Raw genomic sequence first — 21,216 nt, 5'->3', positions numbered from 1 at the left:
ATTCTTTTTCATTCTTAAATTTTCCTGAGCGTTGATATAATTCATTCTTATATTCCTTAAGGTCTCTCGAAAAAATGTTTTAAATTACATGAAATTTATAAAAATCATTTTTAAAAGCTTCATTCACTTTGAATATGTAAGCGCTTTCTTATATAATGGAAGTATTCTTATGAAGAGGTGATGTAAGTGGTAAATGTGAACAAAAGCCGGATGAAGATTTACGTGTTGGACAATGGAACGCTCAGTATGGACAAGAACTTGATGATCGCAAACTCGAACCAGGCCACCATCGATAATCCCAATGCACCGAACGAGATGATTGAATTCCCGATCTACACTGTGTTCATCGATCACCCTGAAGCAAAAATTCTTTTCGATACCGCATGCAACCCTGAAAGTATGGCGAACGAAGACCACGAAGGGCGCTGGGGCCCGAATATCCAGAAAGCTTTCCCCTACTCTGCCACTGAAGAATGTTACTTACCCAACAGGCTGGAACAGATTGGCGTCGATCCGAAAGAAGTCGACTACGTCGTCGCCTCCCACCTCCATCTCGACCACGCGGGATGTCTTGAATATTTCACGAACGCACTGGTGATTGTACATGATGATGAATTGAATGGCACGATGCAGATGTATGCCAGGAACCAGAAGGAAGGCGCCTATATATGGGCGGACATCGATGCCTGGATTAAGAATGAGTTGAGCTGGCGCACGATCAAGCCGTATGAGGACGACCTTGAACTGGTTGAGGGTGTCAGGGTTCTGAACTTCGGCAGTGGACATGTCTGGGGCATGATCGGGCTTGAAATAAAATCAGAGGAACTTGGCACGCTCATCCTTGCATCTGACGCCATTTATACAAAAGACAGCATGGAACCGACCTTGAAACCGCCGGGCATCATCTATGACTCCATCGGCTGGGCACGCTCCGTCGAGAAGATCAAGAAGATGGCAAAAGAGAAGAATGCGGATATATGGTTTGGCCATGACGGCGAACAGTTCGAAGGGTTCCGGAAATCCACCGAAGGCTATTACGAATAAACTTCACATTCACTAGGAGGCAATTATGGAGATTAAAGCTGCGGTTTTACATGAGATGGGCTTGCCTGCACCTTATGCCGAAAGCAAGCCTTTAAAGATAGAGACACTTGAACTGGATGACCCAAAAAGCAATGAAGTGATGATCAAAGTCGGTGCGATCGGCCTGTGCCATTCGGACTTGTCCGTCATCAACGGCTCAAGACCCCGCCCGACACCGATGGCGCTCGGGCATGAAGCGGCCGGTGAGATCGTTAAGGTCGGTGACAACGTGAAAGACCTGCAGGAAGGTGACCATGTCGTCTGCGTGTTCGTACCGAGCTGCGGACACTGCATCCCCTGCCGTGAAGGCAGGCCTGCCCTTTGTGAGAAAGGCGCCAAATCCAACGAAAAAGGAGAACTGCTCGACGGCGGTGTGAGGCTCCATGCCGACGGCAAGGATGTCCATCACCATGTCGGTGTATCAGGATTCGCCACCCATGTCGTCGTCTCCGCCAACTCGGTCGTCAAAGTGGATAAGGATATACCTTTTGAGAAAGTCGCGATCTTCGGTTGTGCCGTGATCACCGGCATCGGTGCCATCATCAACACCGCACAGGTGAAGCCAGGCAGCACCGTCGCAGTCGTCGGGCTCGGCGGCATCGGCCTGAACGCAATACTCGGCGCCAAGCTTGCCGGAGCAAGCAAGATCATTGCCCTCGACATCAATCCGAATAAATTCGACCTTGCGAAGAAACTCGGGGCCACAAACACTTTCGATTCATCCGATGAAACGGTTTTGGAAGAAGTGAAAGAACTGACAAACGGCGGCGTCAATTATGCCTTTGAAACTGCAGGTGTCGTACCTGCAATGGAAGTGGCCTATAAAATCACAAGACGCGGCGGTATGACGGTGACCACCGGCCTTCCCGATCCCAAGCACAACTTCTCATTCCCACAGGTGACGTTGACTGCGGAAGAAAGGACGGTTAAAGGATCCTACGTCGGCAGCTGTGTCCCTACCCGGGATATCCCGAGGTTCATCGAGCTTTATAAGCAGGGAAGATTACCTGTCGATACATTGCTATCAGACACCCTCAAACTCGAAGATATCAACGAAGGATTCGACAGACTGCATAAAGGTGACGTGGCAAGGCTTGTAGTGAAGATGGATTGAGAAATGATAATGCTGTATAAAAACAAGGACCCGAATATTCGGGTCCTTGTTTTTATGTGAAAGCCATTGGTTCTGAATTCAATTCATAACTAAAAACTGAACCGATATACCAAAACCCCCATTCTACGACCATAGGATGGGGGTTGGTGAATCATGTTAACAATAGTGGATTGATACTTGTATTATACCACTTTTTATTGAAAAAACAAAAAGCAGGATATCCAAACTCATGGATATCCTGTCTTTTAAAATTTAATATTCTTACTCTATATTATAATCTAAACGACTGATTCATTCCGGCTGGTCAGTTGAATTCGACTCTTCTTCTGATGTATTACTTTCTAACCCTTCCATCTCCGGGGCATCTGTTTCATATAAATCCCTGCTTGATTCGCCATCACGTTGTTCGATCAGGCTCGTTTCTTTTCCTGGATGATCTTCGAGGACATCCAACTGATCACGATATAAATAATCGATTTCTTTCAATTCATCCAGAGGTTCAGGGTTATAGAAACGCAGTAGATCTTTCATCAGAATTTCATTGGAATGATTTAACTCTTCTCTCGCTTCGTTTCTAAAGAGATAAAGTTCTTCCAACTCTTCTTCGGTAAATTGGTCCAGCAGCGGCTCCCCTGTCTCTGTATCATAGATTTCCTGTTCAAGGAAAGTATATTCCGGGGTGATTACACGTCCATTTCTCAAGGGTACGGTATTATCATGTTCTTCTGATAAAATATCCTGCCCCATAAACAAGTAGCCGTCTGTTTCTATGCCTAATAAATGCATCAAGGTTGGAAGCATGTCCACCTGACCGCTGTAGGTGTCAAACACTTCACCGTTTCCAATGCCGGGAACATGCATGATGAACGGCACTCTTTGTATTTGAGTATTATGGTAATCATTCCACTCATCCGAATCTTCACCCACCAAAGGCGCTAATGTCGGGTTTCTCATGTCGGAAATGCCATAATGGTCACCATACATGACTATGATTGAGTCCTCATATAGGCCGCTTGATTTCAAGTAATTGAAAAACTCTTCCAACGCCTGGTCGGCATAATGGGCTGTAACGAAATAATTATTGATTGTGTCATCGTCTGTCCGGGCAGCCGGAAATTCCGAATTTTCCTCATCCAAAGGATAAGGGAAGTGATGGGAAACAGTGATGAACTTCGAGTAGAACGGCTGCGGCAGCTGTTCAAGATACTCCACTGAATCATGGAAAAACAATTTATCTTTCAAGCCGTATTCCATTGATCTGTTTCCGGATACGTCATAAAACTCGGCATCAAAGAAGTAATCATAACCGAAACTCCGGTAAGTATCCGTCCTGTTCCAAAAGGAGCCGACATTGCCGTGGAAAGCAGCTGAGGTGTAATCCCCCTGCTGTGCCAGAATATTCGGCGCTGAATGGAATGTATTCGTGGATCCCAGTGTCTGGAACACACTGCCCTGCGGGAGGCCGTATAATGACAACTCACCTAAAACTTCAGCGTCTGATGACTTGCCCTGACCGGTCTGGTGGAAAAAGTTCTCAAAGCTGTATGAGTCTTCATTGTTATATATACTCGAAAGAAACGGCATGACTTCATGCCTCTCCCCATATTCATCTTCCAATTCATAATCGATCAAAAACTGCTGCACACTTTCCAATGCGATCACGATGACGTTGCGGTCTTCCGCCACCCCGAAGTATTCAGGGTTCGGCGCTGCATGGTTTTCCGATGCAAAGTTGAACACCTTCGCTAAATCCGACTCGTCGGCGCTTACGCGCATTTGACTGTTCTGCGAGGCCTGGAAAGCATCATAACCGGTAAAGAAATTCAGCCCTAAATATTTAACAATGTAATTCCGGTCAAAAGTCCGGGTCAATAGTTCAGGACGGTCAATTTCCGCCAGTATCAGGTTTCCTGCCAAAAGCAGGACACCGAGTGATGTGACCAAAGTCTTGGTGCGCCTCTTATATGTTTTCTGATCTTCAGTGAGCAGCGCCTTCTTTTTATAGAAGAACAAGTAGCCAAACAACATGATATCGACCCAGTATAACAAGTCCCAGATCCTCATCATTTCAAACGTGGAAGTAAATAAGGCAGTCGTCACGTTATTGGTACTGGATACTATATTAAACGTTAGGAAATCAGCGAACTCCCTGTAATATAGAATGTTCACATATAATAACAGTGTCATTAACAGCAGCAATGTAAACATTACCCATTTTCTTAAACCGGGATTTTTAAAAAACAGCGCAATGGATAAAACTATAACACCGGTGGCAATCGGGTTGATGAACAATATAATGTTTTCCATTACACCTGATACGCCCAGGCTGAATTCAACCCAGTAGGCTATGTACGTTTTCAACCAGAATAAAAAAAGAAATAAGATGAAGTATCCATAACGTTTATTCAGTAATTCTTTTATTTTTGACATGTTTCCACTTCCTGATTCTCTATCTTTTATCTTAACTTATTAAAGTTTTATACGGATTATTCTCAGCAGATTAAGATAGAGTAGAATATAATAAAAACCCTCAAACATCGGCGTGGAGGGTTTGGTGACAGACGGCAAGAGAAATTGAAACACTTATAACAGAGATTACAGCAACTGATCATCAATATATGGACAGTCACTTCCTCCACTTCATTGAGGTGTAATCCCTTTTATGGACCCTGTATTGATCATTTCAATCTTGTCAATTACAGTCTCAAATTCTTTACAATTAATTAACAAGCTTTATCAATGCTCTTTATTATAGAGCAGAACCTTGTTTTTAAGCAAGAAAATACTTATATATTCACAAAGCTATTTATAAATTTTTAATAAAGAAAACCGATTCACCCTTAGAAAGGTTTGGGATGTAAGTAAGGTTTGTCATGTGAAATAACTGTCTTTATCATGCTCAAAACATAAAGATCTCTACTATTCTTTAGTTCAAGTGAATGGTCAAAATTTAGTCTGCCAAGTATATAGCTTCTCAGCTCCGCGAAAGAAATAATTAACTAAATGACTGAACGGATACACCAAAAAACTCCCATTCCAAATCAATGGAATGAGAGTTTGATAAGCCATATTAACGGCAGTTGATTAACTATTAAGCAGTGGTCATTGCATTAACTGCCAAGATTGCATCTGCAATCTGTTCAGGTGTAAGTTCCGGATCCATGTTGTGGGAGGTCTCACCTTCTGCAGTGGCCAACTTACCAATCTCAATTAAATCCTCATAAGATGCCTCTTCCAAATGGAGGTCTTCCAATGTTGTCGGCAGCTCAATTGCTTTAAAGAAATCAACATAAGGTAGAATTTCCGTTTCTGAGTATCCTTCAAGCACCAATTGAGTCAGGACGCCGTATGCCACCTTCTGCCCATGGGTCAGGCCGTGAATGTCACCTTCCAGTGCGGTAAAGCCGTTATGAATGGCATGCGCCGCCGCTAGTCCACTGTTTTCAAAACCTAAGCCGGACAACAGTGTATTAGTTTCAATGATGGCTTCCACTTGCGGTGTGACCAACCCTTCTTTTGCTGCTTTATATGCGGCAATACCTTGAGTGAATAAAACCTCTTCGGCTTTTTCAGCAATCGCTGTTCCGGTAAGCGTTGCTTTTCCGCCAGCCATTGTGTCTGAATTTCTTTTTTGTGAAGCTTTTGCTTCAACCAGTGTCGCCATTGCGTCCCCCATACCGGAAGCCAGCAGGGATATAGGCGCACCAACAACCACTTTGGAATCGATTAAAACCAGATCAGGGTTTTTATTGTAGAATTTATATCCTTCAAATACACCCTCATCTGAATAAATCACCGAAAGCGCACTTGTCGGTGCATCTGTAGAGGCAGTGGTAGGTGCAGCAACAACCGCGATGTCCAGGTTATCCCCGACTGCTTTTGCCGTGTCGATTGTTTTTCCGCCGCCGAGTCCGATCACTACATCCGCATTATTTTCTTTTCCAACTTCAGTAAGGCGGTCAATCTCTGTGACTGACGCTTCTCCGCCAAACTCTTCGTACGAATAAGAAATGTTTGAAGCTTTAAAACTCTCCTCTACAGCATCTCCTGTGATACCCCACACAGTTTCGTCGGATAAAATAAGCGGTGCTTTTCCGATTTTCTCGACTTCTTCTCCAAGTTGGGCGAGAACCCCGGCACCCTGTATATATTTTTTCGGTGAAATAAAGACTCTTCTTTGCATTAAGAATGGCTCCTTTCAGATTTTCATAAAATCATGTGATTCATACGAAAATGCGTGAAGTAAATACTAACTGTATCTCAGTCTGTCAGAGAGACTGGTTTTAGAAAGGCAACTGCCTTTTTACATAAAAATAAGGAACCGGAAATCCCGGCTCCCTATTCTCTACCCTGAATTATTTTCAATAATCATGTGCTGCTACTGCGTAGGAACGACTGACAATGAATCATGAAGTAAAAGAGAAAATTGACTGCGTATTACGAGTGGAGCGTTTAATGCACTTCTCCCGCCATATGCCTCATACCGTAGCCTTCTCTTAAAATAATTCCGGGATAATTTTGATGTGATATCATAAATTTAACGGCAATGTGGTATAGAGGAGGAATATTCCAATGAGCAACTATATAGATAAAAACTTTTTCTTCGTAGGAACTACTATCGATGGAAAAGATTATACCAATGAGTTTGTGGAAAACAATGAATGGCGGCTTGGATGGGAAGGAAATGAAGATGACGACCACTATCAGTCCATGCGAACCTATTATGATCAAATGCGTGAAGGCGACTATATCATTCTTAAAGCATCTTATACCCGAAAAAATAACCTCCCATTTTTCAATCCAAACAATAAGACTGCCTCTGTAATGAGGATTAAAGCAGTGGGCATTATAAAAGAAAATCTTAAGGACGGCCATACAATCAAGGTCGATTGGTTCGGGGACTACCGAACAACTATGAAAGAATGGTACTTCTACACTTCCAGGTTTGCGATATGGATGCTGGATTATAAAAGTGATTCAAGAAATAGTCATCTGATTGAATTTGCTTTAAATGATGTAGAACAGGACTATAGCATTTTTCTATATCGTGACTACTGGAAGAACCAATTTTACACTGATGAACAGTTCCGGGAATTTGAAACCTTACAACAGGAGCAAGAGTCTGAGAACCAGTTTGCATGGGTACATTTTTACCAGGAGTTTGCTGATAAACTGCGTCCCTACTTTAATGACAGAGGTGCACTGATTGAGAAAGTAATCGAGACCTATAAAGCCATCAATATGAAACTGCCGACACTCGAAAGGGAACGAAATATAGTCGATATTGATCCATTCACCATTTTTGCCTTGTTTAATAAAGGGATTACAGATAAAAACAGGATTAGAATTATCCAGGGATTTAAAGAAGAGTTTTCCGTTGATGCAGAGGTTCCAGAATCTTTTGATGGAATTCCTGTAGTGAACAATATGGCCGCAACATTTTATTATTTTAAAGGTGACAGGGATGAATATGATATCGACAACTTATGGGCGGTTTTCAACTCTGCACTGGATTATGAGAAGAGTTATTCAGAAGAAAGCAAAGGGCAATTCGTCGAAGATTTTGATACTGTTATTCGACAAAAAGGGATGAGATGGAACCTGACTATGGGACTTTATTGGATCCGGCCCGAAGCGTTCATCAACCTTGACGCCAAGAATAGAGCCTTTATCTCAAGCGACGAAAATATGGCATCAGAATTTGTAAGCAAATTCGGGCACATTACTAAAATGCCTTCCGGCGAGGAGTATTTATCTATAATTGAAGCTGCCCGTGCTTCGTTGAAAAGCAGTCGCTATAAATACAGCACCTTCCCGGAACTATCATTCCAGGCGTGGCATTCCACCCAAAAACCTAATGAAGATAGGGGCGAAACAGAAGCGCTTCATGAGGTGAGTTTAGAAGATATTGAGCTTTCTGGATACGCGGGTAAACTCGTCTCTTCAAAAAATATCATTTTGAGAGGTGCGCCGGGCACAGGAAAAACATACCTCGCAAGAAATATTGCAGCCGAGGTTGCCAGTAGCGGGAGGGTCACCTCCTTTGATGAATTGGATGAAAACTTTAAAAGTAATATCGAATTCATTCAATTCCATCCAAGCTATGATTATACAGACTTTGTAGAAGGTTTCAGACCCACCATTGATGAAGAAACCGGCGAAATGCGCTATGAAATCATACCCGGTATTTTTAAGGAATTCATCTTAAAAGCAATATCCAGACAAAGTTCAGGAGATCAGTTCGTCTTCATCATCGACGAAATCAACCGTGGGGAAATCTCCAAGATTTTTGGGGAATTGTTCTTCGCAATTGATCCCGGTTACCGTGGACGAAGCGGTGCAGTCAGAACGCAATACTCTTCTTTCAATGATGAAAATAAATTCCTTTATATACCGGAGAATGTATACATCATCGGCACTATGAACGATATAGACCGCAGTGTTGAAAGTTTTGACTTTGCGATGCGTCGCCGATTCAGATTCATAGAGGTGACTGCCGAGAGCCAGCTCGCTATGCTCGAAGATAAAGTCGATAGTTATGAAGAAGCCGTCAGCCGTCTGCTCAGATTGAACAATGCGATATCCGAAGTGGAAGGACTGAACAGTCATTACCATATTGGTCCGAGTTACTTCCTGAAATTGAATGATATCAACAATGACTACGACTTATTATGGCAGGATTATCTGGAACCATTATTGGAGGAGTATGTCCGTGGGTTCTTCGATGAAATGAGTATACTCTCAAGATTGAAAGCTGCTTATGACGGGAGCCTTTCTGAGAATGACTATGAAAACTAAAGATAATACAGTAACCAGGACCCGTGATGTGACCATCAGTGAGGATTTTCTTAATAAAATCGCAAATAAAAATATTGAGGATTTGGAGAGCTCGAGCTTATTTTTGTTTCCGCCCAAAGTGAGTGAGGCCGATGATCTGGATGCTTCACATTTTGTGATGATGGCAAATACTGATGAAATCAGGACAACAAATGTCATGGGAGTGATTGGTTATAAAAATGAAAGATTGTTTATAGGTTCAAGGTTTGATGAAGGCAATGACTATTTCTTCTATTACTTGTTGAAAAAAGTGTTGAATATGAACGTGATCAACACTGAAGTGAATATGGAGCACCAGAGTGATTTTCTGGAGCTGTTGATCCCCCTCTTCCCTAAATTCCTGAATAATGCCATGAAAAAAGGGCTGTATAAGGAATATAAAGTTCGTCATCATAATGAAGCAAACGTGAAAGGCGTCATTGATTTCAAAAGACAGTTGAAAGAGAATGTCCCTTTTCTCGGCAAAGTGGCTTATAATACCCGTGAATTCAGTTATGAAAATCATGTCATTCATTTGATCAGGTATACGATCGAGTATATAAAGAGGAGAAAAGATCTGCGAAAAGTGCTCTACATGAATGATGTTACAAAAGAAAATGTTCATATCATAGAAGAAAATTCGTTGGAATTTAACTCCATTCATGCAGCAAAGGTAATTCACCAAAATATTCGTAAACCAGTTAGACATGGGTACTTTTTTGAATATCAGGCATTACAGAGATTATGTATTGCGATATTGAGGGCAGAATCCAATTATTTTAAAAAAGATTCAAACAATGAAGTATTTGGAATCCTCTTTGATGGCGCCTGGTTGTTCGAGGAATATATCAACACCCTGATTGGAGACCACTATATACACCCGCAGAATACCAAAGGCATTGGTCGACATTACTTATTCAATGATGCTAATGGATTAATCTACCCTGATTTTATAAGTAGAAGCGGTATCAATCGGAAAATTGCAGATGCCAAGTATAAACCGATTAATAATATACGGGGTCGTGATTATTTGCAGTTGGTTGCCTACTTACACCGCTTTGAAGCCGCTGAAGGATACTTTATCTATCCTTTGCAGAAAAGCTTGAATAAAAAAGGTGAAAAGACATTAACGCTATTAAGTGGTGTTGAAGAAACAAGTGTAAGAGATCCGAATGTTAAAGTGATTAAATATGGTCTCGGCATCCCAAGCCAGGAAAGCGACTTTAATACGTTTGAAGAGGTCATGCTTCATGAAGAAGCAAAATTAAAGATTACAATAATATAACGATTTCATTTACTTTAAAAATGATAGCAAAGTCATAGTTTATATTATCGATTTAAATAAGTTCAGTCATATGGATAGCTTGAGCATAAGGCATGAGTTTGATTTATATAATATAAATCATAGATGATACTTTTTATGAAATGATAAAGAGGCTGGGACATTGCCAGCCTCTTTATTAATTTAACCGCCTTCTGTTTGCTATTAAAGAAGAAATATCAGTCTGCCTTCCTTAAATCTGTATACACTTCATCCAGCACATCTTCCATCAAGTAATTTTTGAAATCTGGATTCTCCAATATTTTCATAAAGAAGGTCTCGTTGCTTTGCATCCGATTGATTACAAAATCCATAAAAACGCGCTGGAAACTGAATTTAAAGTTGTCTTTCGTGTTACTCTGAGCTTTTTGTACGAGTTCTTCGTCGGCTTTCATATCTTCAATGATTTGATCTCTTGATAGTTTATCCGCTTCTGTAAAATCTGTCCCAAAGCGCTCATTTAAACGGTCTATAATAGAAGATAGGCGTTCTTTTTCTTCTTCCACTCTGCCGGCTCCTCCATGCTGGGTGGGATAGAGATTCTCACCACCCGTAGAATCCAGAGAGATGCTGCCGTCAAATGCTTTTTCATTACGGTAGTATTCCAAGGCCACATCATCAGAGATATAAACAGGATCCCCTGATTTCTTTGGCAGCTTTTTCAGCAATGAACTGAGGTAAATGAACCGCTTGTGCAGATCCAAATCTGAGAATGGACCAATCTGAAGAATAAATGCATAAGTCCTGACAAATTTTACAGCTGCTGCTTTAAAGAGTTCCTGCGCCTCATCTTCCAGCTCTTGTTTGTATCGCTCTACCCCAGGATCCAAGGTGGCATTTAGCTTTCCTTGGAAATGGGCACTTTTTGCAGACTGCTCACTATATTCCAAGTTGGCTATGGTATCCACTTCTTCGTTTGTATATACCTGCATCGCATCCAGTTCGTTCTGCAAATCGTAGAGGATGTTCGGATCTGTCGCTTCCCCAAGCCCTGTCACTTCATAATAGGTCTGGAAAGCTGCTTGAATGGTTTCCGGATTATTCACGAAATCCAATACAAACGTATCATCTTTTCCGCGACATGTCCGGTTTAGACGAGATAGAGTTTGTACAGCTTTAATACCATCCAAAGGTTTATCAACGTACATTGTATGCAATAATGGTTCATCAAACCCTGTCTGGTATTTTTCTGCCACAATCAGTACTTGATAGTCATCTGAATGAAACTTATCTGGCAATTCGTTTTCACTGATCTTATTCATATCCGCCTCAGTATAGGACTCTCCAAAATCTTCTACAGTACCGGAGAATGCTACAAGTGTCTGAAGATCCGTGTATCCTTTGGTTTTCAAATACTTATCAAAGGCGAGTTTATAACGCACAGCGTGGAGTCGACTGCTTGTGACTACCATCGATTTTGCACGACCGTTAATCTTATGGCGGGTAACGTTTCTAAAGTGTTCAACCATAACTTCCGCTTTTTGGGCAATGTTGTGGGGATGGAGAGACACAAAACGCGCTATCTGCTTGCTCGCTTTGCCTTTAGCCACTTCCGGGTCCTCTGAGATGCTCTTTTCAATCTTATAGAATGTTTTATACGTTACATAATTCCTCAGAACATCATGAATGAATCCCTCTTCAATGGCCTGTCGCATAGAATAGAGATGAAATGGTTCGAAAGTCCCATTCGGTCTTTGAGTACCAAATCGTTCCACAGTTTTCGGCTTGGGAGTCGCAGTGAACGCGAAGAAGGAAATATTAGACTGATCACCGCTTTTCGCAATAGCTTCAATCATCCGTTCCTCTGCATCTGTTGCTGCTTCCTCCTCCATTGCGCTTTGTTCGTATGCTTCTTCCAAGGTTTTGTTGGAAAGCAGGGCTGTCATAGCGGAGGAGGCTTTTCCACCTTGCGAACTGTGCGCCTCATCTATGATGATGCCGTATGTGCCTCGGTTGAACTCCCCTACTTTATCCAGGATAAAAGGAAACTTTTGGAGGGTTGTCACGATGATTTTTGTCTTATTGCGGATGGCTTTCGCCAGTTGGTCTGAATCCTCATCTATCTTTTCTACCATGCCGGCCTTGTGCTCCAGTTGATAAATCGCATTCTGGAGCTGTTTATCGAGTACCCGTCTGTCTGTGATGACGATGATACTGTCAAAGACAGGATTATCGTCATCATCATGGGTTTTTGCCAGACGATGAGATAACCAAGAAATACTGTTGGTTTTCCCGCTGCCAGCAGAATGCTGAATCAAGTAGTTTCTTCCTGCCTGGTGCACTTTTACGTCGGCTTCAATCTTACGCACGGCATCCAATTGATGATATCTTGGGAAGATGACCACTTCTTTTTCATCAATAATGTCTCCATTACTGTCCCGTATACTCTTTTTTTCGACATATAAAAATCGAAATAGGATATCGAGAAGACTATCCGGCTGCAGCACTTCCTGCCAGAGATAGGATGTGCGATAATCTTCTTCTACAGGTGGATTCCCTTTTCCACCATTATTCCCTTTATTAAACGGCAGGAAGAATGTATTGTCTCCATTAAGTTGGGTTGTCATATATACTTCATCGGTATCCACCGCAAAGAAAACAGCCGCGCGTTCCTTGAATCGAAACAATGGTTCTCTAGGATCCCGGTCTTTTTTGAACTGCCTGATGGAATGCTCCACAGTTTGGTTGGTCAGCTGGTTTTTTAACTCCATCACAATCAGTGGCAGCCCATTCAAAGAAATCATCATATCGATGGAGTTCCGATTTGACTTACTATAATACACCTGCCGGCTCACCGTAAAAATATTATTTTCATAGTTTTCAACGAGTGTCTGGTTCATCTCCGTCGGTGGTTTATTATAGGCGAGTTTGAGTGTGGCCCCATAATCTTTGATACCATGGCGCAGGCAATCTATGATACCACGGCGCTTTAATTCTTTGTCAAGACGTTCTATTATCTTGGACTCGTAGTCGTCTTTGTAGACTTTCTGTAACCTTTCCAAAGCCTTTGGTTGTGTCGCTTCCAAAAATGTGAAGAGGACTTCCTGATCGATGGCCCACTTTTGGAACTTGGCAAGTGCAGGTCCCTTCAGGGTGCGCTGTTGAAACCCGGATGCCATTAACGCACGTTCTATATTCTCTTCAAAGCCTGTTTCACTCTTGTCGATACTCACGACGACGATACCTCCTCCTGCTCTGTTTCTTTCAGCATCTCCTGAACATCAATTTTTCCTGTGACGGCTTCATAAATAAGGGCTTGTCGGTATTCTTTGAGCTTTAAGAGTTGTTTTTGTATTAATTCTTTTGCTTTATCCATCTCCTTACAGAGACTCGCTAAATAATCCGATATTTCCTTCTGCTCTTTTTCGGGAGGAAACATTAAATATGATGAAGAAAAATCGTCATAAGCTATAGGTTTGCCATCTCTTAAACTTTGTGTAGTCGAACCAATATAGTCAATAAAATACTGTGAGTAGAATACATACTTAAAATAATTGTTATCTAATTCTATAGAAGCACGAAAAACAGTATACGCAGGGCTCACAATCCCTTGTAATGAAGACATTTCAAAGCCACTTTGAAAACTTCTTAAATGGATAACAAAATCGCCCTCTCTTACCAATTTAAAGTTTTCTAGTCCTTTAAATGCCATGACCGCTTTAAATTCTAACTCACTTCTGAGTAACAGTCCTTTCCCTTTTAATACAGAAAGAAGTTTCTCTTCTGGATAATTTTTTTCATTTATTTGTTTGAAAATGTATTTTGCTTTTCTCATTTTCCAATGCTCCGGAATCTCACCAATCCATTCCACACCGGAGTCTTTCATTTTAACGTCCGGATCAAGGCCTTTTGTAACGGCTTCTGTAATGATTGCTTGCCGTTTTTCTTCGAGGAGTCTAATAAGTTTTTCTTTATCTGTAATCAAAGCGTCGATTTCTGAAGTTTTTTGGTCGAGGAAACTTATTATTTTATTTTGCAACGGTGCATTTGGTACATCCATTCGCAAGGATCGAATGATCCCTTGACTTATATTCTTTTGTCCTCCTCCTACAGCTCTCTGAATAATCCCCTCTCGGTTGGCAAGAAACCAATAGAATACAAAATTAATATCAACATTTTTTGGTTTATTAAGTACGCAGCAAGCTTGATTTGTTGTCACATCAAATTGAGTAATAGCTAATTTTCCAATTGTTGCTCCATAAAGAGCAACAATTAAAGAATTTTTAGAGTGTACTTTTAAAGTAGGATAATCAGCAATTGCTTTTCTAGATATTTTTTTACTTACACTAAATAACTTCCCATCGGTTAAATCTCCTGTATTTACCCACGGGATTTCTCCATCTCTATAATATTCCTCATTCGTAGAACTAGGAGTAGTTCCACTTGATATATCTTCAAATAACCAAGCTATTTTTAAACGCTTCCAATTAGAATTACTATATTTTTTCTCAGTTCTCACATCATCACCTTCTTCAACTTATCTAAAATACTCATTTCTAGCTCCTGTATTTCCTCTTTGATTTCACTGGAAGAACGAAGTTCCTGGTACTGATAGAAGTGTCTAGTAAATGGTATTTCATAGCCGATTTTTGTTTTCTCTTCATCTATCCATGCATCTGGTACATGTGGCAACACTTCACGTTCAAAATAAGCACGAATGTCCTCTTTGAGGGGGACATTCTCTGTGTCACGCAAATCAAGATCTGCTTCCACATCCCCTTTTTTATTTTTCACACAGACATCAGCCGTCTCGTCTTTCTCAGAAAGTGCTGCGAGAAGCGCCTTTAATAATGAAGCTTTCATATCAATGCCAGCCTCTACAAATGCAGTTTTCAATTTTTCGGTGAATATTTCTCGGTTCTTATATAGCCTATCTTCTTTCAACTGCTGTAATACTTTAATGATAGTATTTTGTATTTCTTCCCCGGCTTCTTGTTCTTTAATACCCACTTCACCTTTTTTCTTTGATTTTGCCAGGTTCTGGAATGCCTTCTGTTCGTAGAGACGCTCGATGCGTTCATCGTTTACTATAAAGTTAAGCTTCAGCGGTCGCTCTACAACAATCTTTTGATAGCCAAAATCTTCGTTATCAAAAATCTTCACATTATCCTGCTCTTTAAACTCTCCATATATACGGATGATTTCATCGATTTGATACTGAGAAATCTGGTTACGCTTTTCTCCTAAGCTTTTGCGCATCTTCTCGTAGTATTCAACCGCATTAACAAGCTGAATTTTTCCTTTGCGCCATTTGGTTTTATTATTGGTGAGAATCCAAACATATGTAGATATGCCAGTGTTGTAGAAAAGGTCTTTAGGCATTGCAATAATACCTTCTACCAGGTCATTTTCAATTACATAGCGGCGTATCTCACTTTCTCCACTGCCAGCATCTCCTGTGAATAGTGGCGAGCCATTCATGATAATTGCCATACGAGATCCTTGGGGATTATCCTCGCTTACAGGCTTCATTTTCGATACGAGATGCTGCAAGAATAGAAGTTGGCCGTCACCAATCCGCGGCAACCCAGCACCGAAACGTCCATTCATTCCTAAATCCTCATGTTCTTCCCTCACAACTTTCTCAGCAGGCTTCCACTCGACTCCATATGGTGGATTTGAAATCAGATAATCAAATTTTTGCGTCGGAAAAGCATCTCTTGTTAACGTATTACCAAAACGAATGTTCTGTGCATTTTGTCCTTTGATTAATATATCTGCCTTACACATCGCAAATGACTCTTCATTAAACTCTTGAGCAAAAAATTCCAACTCTGCTGATGGATTCATTTCCTGCATATATTCCTGTGCAATAGAACCCATGCCCCCTGTGCCCGCACATCCATCATAAAGAGTCTGGGTAATACCAGGCCTCGTCAAAATCTCATCATCCTCATTGAACATAAGACCCACCATCAATCTAACGACTTCCCTTGGTGTATAGTGGTCCCCGGCTTCAGCGTGTTCAGAATATCGACGAATCAATTCTTCAAAAATATAACCCATTTCAAGATTGGTAACTTTATCAGGATGTAAATCAACCTCTGCAAATCGTTTTACGGTCAAATACAAAAGGCCATTACGATCCATCTTTTCAATATGCTTATCAAAATCAAAGTACTCGATGATCTCTCTTGCTGTTTTTGAAAAGCCATTGATATAATCTCGGAAGTTTTCTGCAATATTATCAGAATCATTCAAGAGTTTCTGAAAGTCATAGTTGCTCGTATTATTGAAACGTTGCTTTGATGTTCTATTTAGTATTTCGTCTCGAGCTTCTTCAGGCAAGTTCTTGAATTTCTGATAGCTTTCCAGAACTTCCTCTTTTGTATCTTCTAGAACATTGTCAAACCGACGCAATACTGCCATTGGCAGAATCACCTTACCGTAGTCTTCTGGTTTATATGGACCTCTTAGTATTTCAGCTATAGTCCATAAAAAGTTTACTTTATCTTGGAAATTCATCATTTCTATCTAATCCTTTATATAATTTTAAAATTAAAACTTACTTATTATGCTAATGTATAAAAATCTATTGGATCAAATGAGAAGTCTTCATATTACTTGGAGCGTGATTTGTAATAACAGATTTCATTTATATAAATATATATAATAATTCAGCTACTACAAGATTTTCTTCGACCTCAGAATCAATCTATAATCAATACGTAAAAGGTTTCTTTATTATTTAACTCGTCTGCTAGCTATGGCACAGACATCCTTAAATCCTTTGATTTAAATGACTCTTACAGTAATTCAATAACTCTTTTAATCCCGAATGCTAGAAGCAATCACGCCATCCTGTAATTTCTCTCTTATTTCACATATAAATATTAAATATAATTTTCAATATTATCTTGTTAATCTTGAAAAGATTGAAATCATTAAGATATCTTAATTGATATAAGATTGAAATATCCTCAAGACATTCAGAGATTTTCAGTGAAGAATAGAAAGTAAAGTAAGTACCTATGCGCCTCAATATGAACCTATAATTAATTATGAAGAAAGACCACGATTAAAATCCATAGAAGTATAATAATGTAAAAATAGAATGCAACAGTTTAAGTTGGATAGTAAGATAAGTAATAGTTAAGCGAGGTAGAGAGGCTTCTCAAAAATGAATATTTTTCTAAATCACTATCAAGAATTGTCATGTTCTATCCTAAACAAGATGCTTAGCAATTGTGAGTATAATTTCTTAAAATCAATCTTTCTTTAGCTCTCTACCATCAGTCGATTTAAAAAGATTATTAAATACATCCGTAGAGGTTATCACACTTTTTAAGTTAGTATTGTTAATTTTTTTAAGGCATAACTTGTATAATATATAGTAAACTCCCTAATTTTATAGCAAAAAAGGAGCCTCTTAGCAGAAATTTCCTTAGAAACATGGAATGCTAATAAAAATTTAAAATCCTTTTTGAAATCATGAATTTATTAGAATGAGTTATGTCTATATTGACATTAAAATAACTACAAAGACGCTTGTTCTACTATTTATCAAAGAAGTATTTGTTGGTCTCAAACTTATATAAACCTCTTAATTTTTCTTTATAAGCTACAAATTCCTCATTTGTTACTAAGTTTCCAAAGCTGTCGATACTTAAATTCTTGAGTTGCTCGTCCTTTCCAAATTTGTCAACCAAATTTAAAGATAGTCCCATTTTCAACAAGTCTATCTTCTTTTTTTCATTTGTGCCGTAAACAAAAGTATTATAATCATTATCATTTATTAAGTTATATTCATACAGAAATCTAATAAACTTAAATACTTTGTAGTTAATAAAGTCCTCTTCCATTTTCAATTTTATTATTACTAAATTAATGATTTCTTTTTCAGTTTTTTCTTTTAGGTTCACATAAACCTTGTAACTTTGACCTTCATAATTATTGTTGGGTCTTTCAACTTCTCCATATCCATGTCCTATATACATTAACCCGGATGAATCGCTATCATATTTTATCCTGTAGAAATATCTAAATTGTTTATTAATCCTTTCTTTTAATGATAATTTCTGATCAACAATAAACATTTTATAATAATTTCTTGCAGCTTCGTTTTTTAATCTTCTAAATTCAAAATCAATAAAATACTCATCTTTAATTCCACTAATAAAGACTAAATATACTTTTTCAATTAAATCTTTTCTAAAAAATTCTTTGTCATCTTTATAAATCTCAACTCTTCTTTTTAGTCCATTAACTAATTTCACATTTGATAAATCTAATATTTTTTCTAGTCCTTCTTCTAATAATTTTAAGTAAAATTGGTCACTTTTCGTAGCTGAATCACTAAGTAAGTACTCTTCATTTTTTAGAATAGTTTTTATTTTCTCTAAATTTTTTCCACTTAAACTTTCTATATCAAAATTCTTCAAGAAAGGGTTAAGAAGCTTATCAATAGGAGTATTATCGCCTAATTTTTTTATTTGATTCTCCATTTTCATTCGCTTAGCATTTAAATCACTATTTATAAAATGTATAGGGGGAGTCAATTTATGCAAATCCTTTGAATGAATGAAAATATTATCTAATCTGTTTACCCTACCTATCAAGTTCATTAATTGATTTTTAGATAATTGAAAAGTATTGAGTATAAATAATGTAGAAATAGGCAAATTAACCCCCTCTAATATTACATTATTTGCTACTACAAACTGAATTTTTTTGTTTCTAGAAAACTCATACTCTAAAAATTCTTTAATTAAAGTAGGTAATTTTCCATGTAAGTATATAATTCCCTTTTTTAAATAATCAATCATATTGAAATCATGGTGGACATATTCACGAAGCACCTCAATTACCTCATTAATTCTTTCTTCTTCTAGATTTTCATCTGATTGGGTAAATAATGTGTTGGCAATTTGTTCAATCTTTTTTGGACTCCGATGATATATCATATTTTTTTCTGACATATTTTCAAAGATATAGTTTATATAATCGGACTTTTCATATTCTAATTTTTTTTGGAAAAAAAACTTATTTAGAAAACGATTATATTTATAAAGTTTTTTATCTCTTCTTAATTCAAATATCTCAGGTTCCTTCATATTAAAGTGAATTTTTTGTTCATTAATATCTTCTTGAAAATCTAATTGAAGATGATCACTATTGTTAATGAGGGGAGATAAATATATTAATTTTTGTTTATGGTTATACCTGTAATTCAATCTTATTAATCTTGCTATTAATAAACTACGTTCCTCTTTATTAAATAAGTTATGCGCTTCATCTATATAGATAATATCAAAAAATAAATCACCTCTATATCTATTAAGCAGCCTTAACGCTCTTTCTTGCGTGAGAATAGCTATAAAAGATTCATCATTATTATACATCTCATCATGAGTAATTATTTTTCTTTTGAGATTTGATTTTTTAACATTTCTAAATGTTTGGGCCAATAAAGATTTCGTCGGTACAATGATTGCCATTTTTTCATAATTAGACGATTCTTTTTTTAAATAATTTACTATTAACTCACTTTTACCATAGGAAGTTGGTGCAACATAACTTGTATACTTTGATGTATCATTCATTAAGTTCTCACTAATTACTTTTTGTTCTCTTGTATTAATAAAACCATTTGATGTGAAATCTTTCTCTATTCTGTAATTTAAAATTATATCGTTTAAAGACACGTTTTCTATTAATTCTTTTTCCCTTATTAGCTTAGATATAGGGTAGAAGCCAAAATTTAAAGAAAAATCATTTAGTGGTCTGTAATCTTTTGAAATCAGAGAGTATTTTAGAAATATATAGTAGGCAAATTCTACAATTATTTTTTTTCGTTGATCCTGCTCATAAATTTTTGTAAATAATAAAGCACAAGTTAATATGAATGAGCTTTCTTTTTCAGTTAACTTTTTATTTAATTCTAATTTTTTTATAGATTGAAAGAACATTTTATTATTAATTAACTTCCTAATTTCATTGTTTATATTTTTTTCCACTGCTACCCCTCCTTATATAAGTAGTCCATAAATAAATCTAGAGACAGCTTAGTCATACATATTACTAAAAGGTTATTATAATCAAATTTTTTTATCATTTTTTCTAAAACTCTTTTTAAATCCTCAGTATCATAATCCTTCCAAGTTCCTTGTAAAAAAATAGTGCCACATGGTATAAGGTTTAAATCTTCTAATTTAGCAAATTTATTTATCATATAATTATCAGATAGATTTTCGATTAATTCTAATATACTTTCGTCGGTGTTTACAGACTTGGTATTGGCATGGTTATATGCGTTTTGCCACGGATCATTAGTAGAACTGCCTGTCACTTGTTTTTCTAAGCTATTATATGCTTCTTTGATTTTATTCTTATGACTATTGTTAGTAGTACTTTCCATCCCAGACTTACTTTCCATAATCCAAGGTTCATTTTGAAACGAATAAAATCCGTCAAACCCTTTTTTTATTGAATTTTCTTCCATATTAAGAAACATACATTCCTGTTTATATCCAATTTTATTGAGATATAAATGTAATATAAATTCAGCAGTTGCGCCGATTCTCGTCTTTATGTCCTTATTTTCGTAAAATTTTCTTACCCTTTCTTTCATTACATTTAAATTTCTTTTACTGGAACTTCCTCCACAAATTTTTACAAACATTTTATCAAGATATTTTTTAAAGGGTTCATCAATTTCTTTTATACTTATATAATGCAATTCAATATTTTTATTTAACATCTTTATTTCAAAATCGAAGATTGATTCATTCACACTATCACCTTTTTATTCTAATCATTTCGTAAACTTATGATTTCAACTTAAAATCACCTAACAGATTCATTATTAAAATTATAGAAAATTTAAGGATTCTGTTTTTAATAAATTTATATTCCTCAAAAATTTTCATTGATTCTTAAATAA

Annotated in this window: 11 protein-coding genes; 4 read left to right on the top strand and 7 right to left on the bottom strand. The window is 37.8% G+C overall.

All coding sequences use genetic code 11. From position 1 onward, the window contains the following. Positions 1–186 precede the first annotated feature (186 nt). The gene (gene ahlS, locus LPW40_RS05980; RefSeq protein ID WP_230821319.1) at positions 187–1,044 is read left to right on the top strand and encodes an AhlS family quorum-quenching N-acyl homoserine lactonase; all 858 of its coding nucleotides are present in this window, start codon (positions 187–189) and stop codon (positions 1,042–1,044) included. A gap of 25 nt (positions 1,045–1,069) precedes the next feature. Continuing rightward, a complete protein-coding gene (locus LPW40_RS05975; protein WP_230821318.1) occupies positions 1,070–2,197 on the top strand; it encodes a zinc-dependent alcohol dehydrogenase family protein in 1,128 nt (375 codons plus the stop codon). Positions 2,198–2,488: 291 nt separating this feature from the next. Here LPW40_RS05975 and LPW40_RS05970 read toward each other — a convergent pair whose 3' ends face one another. Next, the gene (locus LPW40_RS05970; protein WP_230821317.1) at positions 2,489–4,264 is read right to left on the bottom strand and encodes an LTA synthase family protein; all 1,776 of its coding nucleotides are present in this window, start codon (positions 4,262–4,264) and stop codon (positions 2,489–2,491) included. A 1,024-nt stretch (positions 4,265–5,288) separates the two neighbouring features. Beyond that, positions 5,289–6,380: a glycerol dehydrogenase gene (locus LPW40_RS05965; RefSeq protein WP_230821316.1), complete on the bottom strand. Its 1,092-nt coding sequence runs from the start codon at positions 6,378–6,380 to the stop codon at positions 5,289–5,291. A gap of 389 nt (positions 6,381–6,769) precedes the next feature. Here LPW40_RS05965 and LPW40_RS05960 point away from each other — a divergent pair, with 389 nt between their 5' ends. Both LPW40_RS05960 and LPW40_RS05955 read left to right on the top strand, forming a co-directional pair. Beyond that, positions 6,770–8,995, top strand: coding sequence for an McrB family protein (locus tag LPW40_RS05960; RefSeq protein WP_230821315.1), 2,226 nt, complete (start codon positions 6,770–6,772; stop codon positions 8,993–8,995). Then, positions 8,979–10,298 carry an McrC family protein gene (locus LPW40_RS05955; protein WP_230821314.1) on the top strand — a complete coding sequence of 440 codons (1,320 nt, stop codon included), beginning with the start codon at positions 8,979–8,981 and terminating at the stop codon, positions 10,296–10,298. The genes LPW40_RS05960 and LPW40_RS05955 overlap by 17 nt, the downstream gene beginning before the upstream one ends. Positions 10,299–10,513: 215 nt before the next feature. Here the strand turns inward: LPW40_RS05955 and LPW40_RS05950 are convergent, their stop codons facing one another. The 5 genes from LPW40_RS05950 to LPW40_RS05930 form a co-directional block, all read right to left on the bottom strand. After that, positions 10,514–13,507 (bottom strand): type I restriction endonuclease subunit R, encoded by a 2,994-nt coding sequence (locus LPW40_RS05950; protein ID WP_230821313.1) that lies wholly within the window; start codon positions 13,505–13,507, stop codon positions 10,514–10,516. Continuing rightward, entirely contained in the window at positions 13,504–14,793 is a 1,290-nt protein-coding gene (locus LPW40_RS13680; protein ID WP_230821312.1) for a restriction endonuclease subunit S, read from the bottom strand. Before LPW40_RS13680 ends, LPW40_RS05950 begins: the two co-directional genes overlap by 4 nt. Further along, a complete protein-coding gene (locus LPW40_RS05940; protein ID WP_230821311.1) occupies positions 14,790–16,802 on the bottom strand; it encodes a type I restriction-modification system subunit M in 2,013 nt (670 codons plus the stop codon). Before LPW40_RS05940 ends, LPW40_RS13680 begins: the two co-directional genes overlap by 4 nt. Before the next feature lie 1,028 nt (positions 16,803–17,830). Continuing rightward, the gene (locus LPW40_RS05935) at positions 17,831–20,290 is read right to left on the bottom strand and encodes a DEAD/DEAH box helicase (RefSeq protein WP_230821310.1); all 2,460 of its coding nucleotides are present in this window, start codon (positions 20,288–20,290) and stop codon (positions 17,831–17,833) included. A 2-nt stretch (positions 20,291–20,292) separates the two neighbouring features. Continuing rightward, positions 20,293–21,066 carry a hypothetical protein gene (locus LPW40_RS05930; RefSeq protein WP_230821309.1) on the bottom strand — a complete coding sequence of 258 codons (774 nt, stop codon included), beginning with the start codon at positions 21,064–21,066 and terminating at the stop codon, positions 20,293–20,295. Positions 21,067–21,216: the final 150 nt, after the last annotated feature.

This window comes from Salinicoccus halitifaciens (genome assembly GCF_021026095.1).
Classification (GTDB): domain Bacteria; phylum Bacillota; class Bacilli; order Staphylococcales; family Salinicoccaceae; genus Lacicoccus; species Lacicoccus halitifaciens.
Note: the sequence above shows the minus strand (reverse complement) of the source record. Positions and strands in the feature narration are given on the sequence as shown.

What these genes read in the sequence shown, in the direction of transcription:
- LPW40_RS05975 (WP_230821318.1), top strand. Translation starts at nt 1,070, where the DNA reads ATGGAGATTAAAGCTGCGGTTTTACATGAGATGGGCTTGCCTGCACCT.
- LPW40_RS05970 (WP_230821317.1), bottom strand. Translation starts at nt 4,264, where the DNA reads ATGATGAGGATCTGGGACTTGTTATACTGGGTCGATATCATGTTGTTT.
- LPW40_RS05965 (WP_230821316.1), bottom strand. Translation starts at nt 6,380, where the DNA reads ATGCAAAGAAGAGTCTTTATTTCACCGAAAAAATATATACAGGGTGCC.
- LPW40_RS05960 (WP_230821315.1), top strand. Translation starts at nt 6,770, where the DNA reads ATGAGCAACTATATAGATAAAAACTTTTTCTTCGTAGGAACTACTATC.
- LPW40_RS05955 (WP_230821314.1), top strand. Translation starts at nt 8,979, where the DNA reads ATGACTATGAAAACTAAAGATAATACAGTAACCAGGACCCGTGATGTG.
- LPW40_RS05940 (WP_230821311.1), bottom strand. Translation starts at nt 16,802, where the DNA reads ATGATGAATTTCCAAGATAAAGTAAACTTTTTATGGACTATAGCTGAA.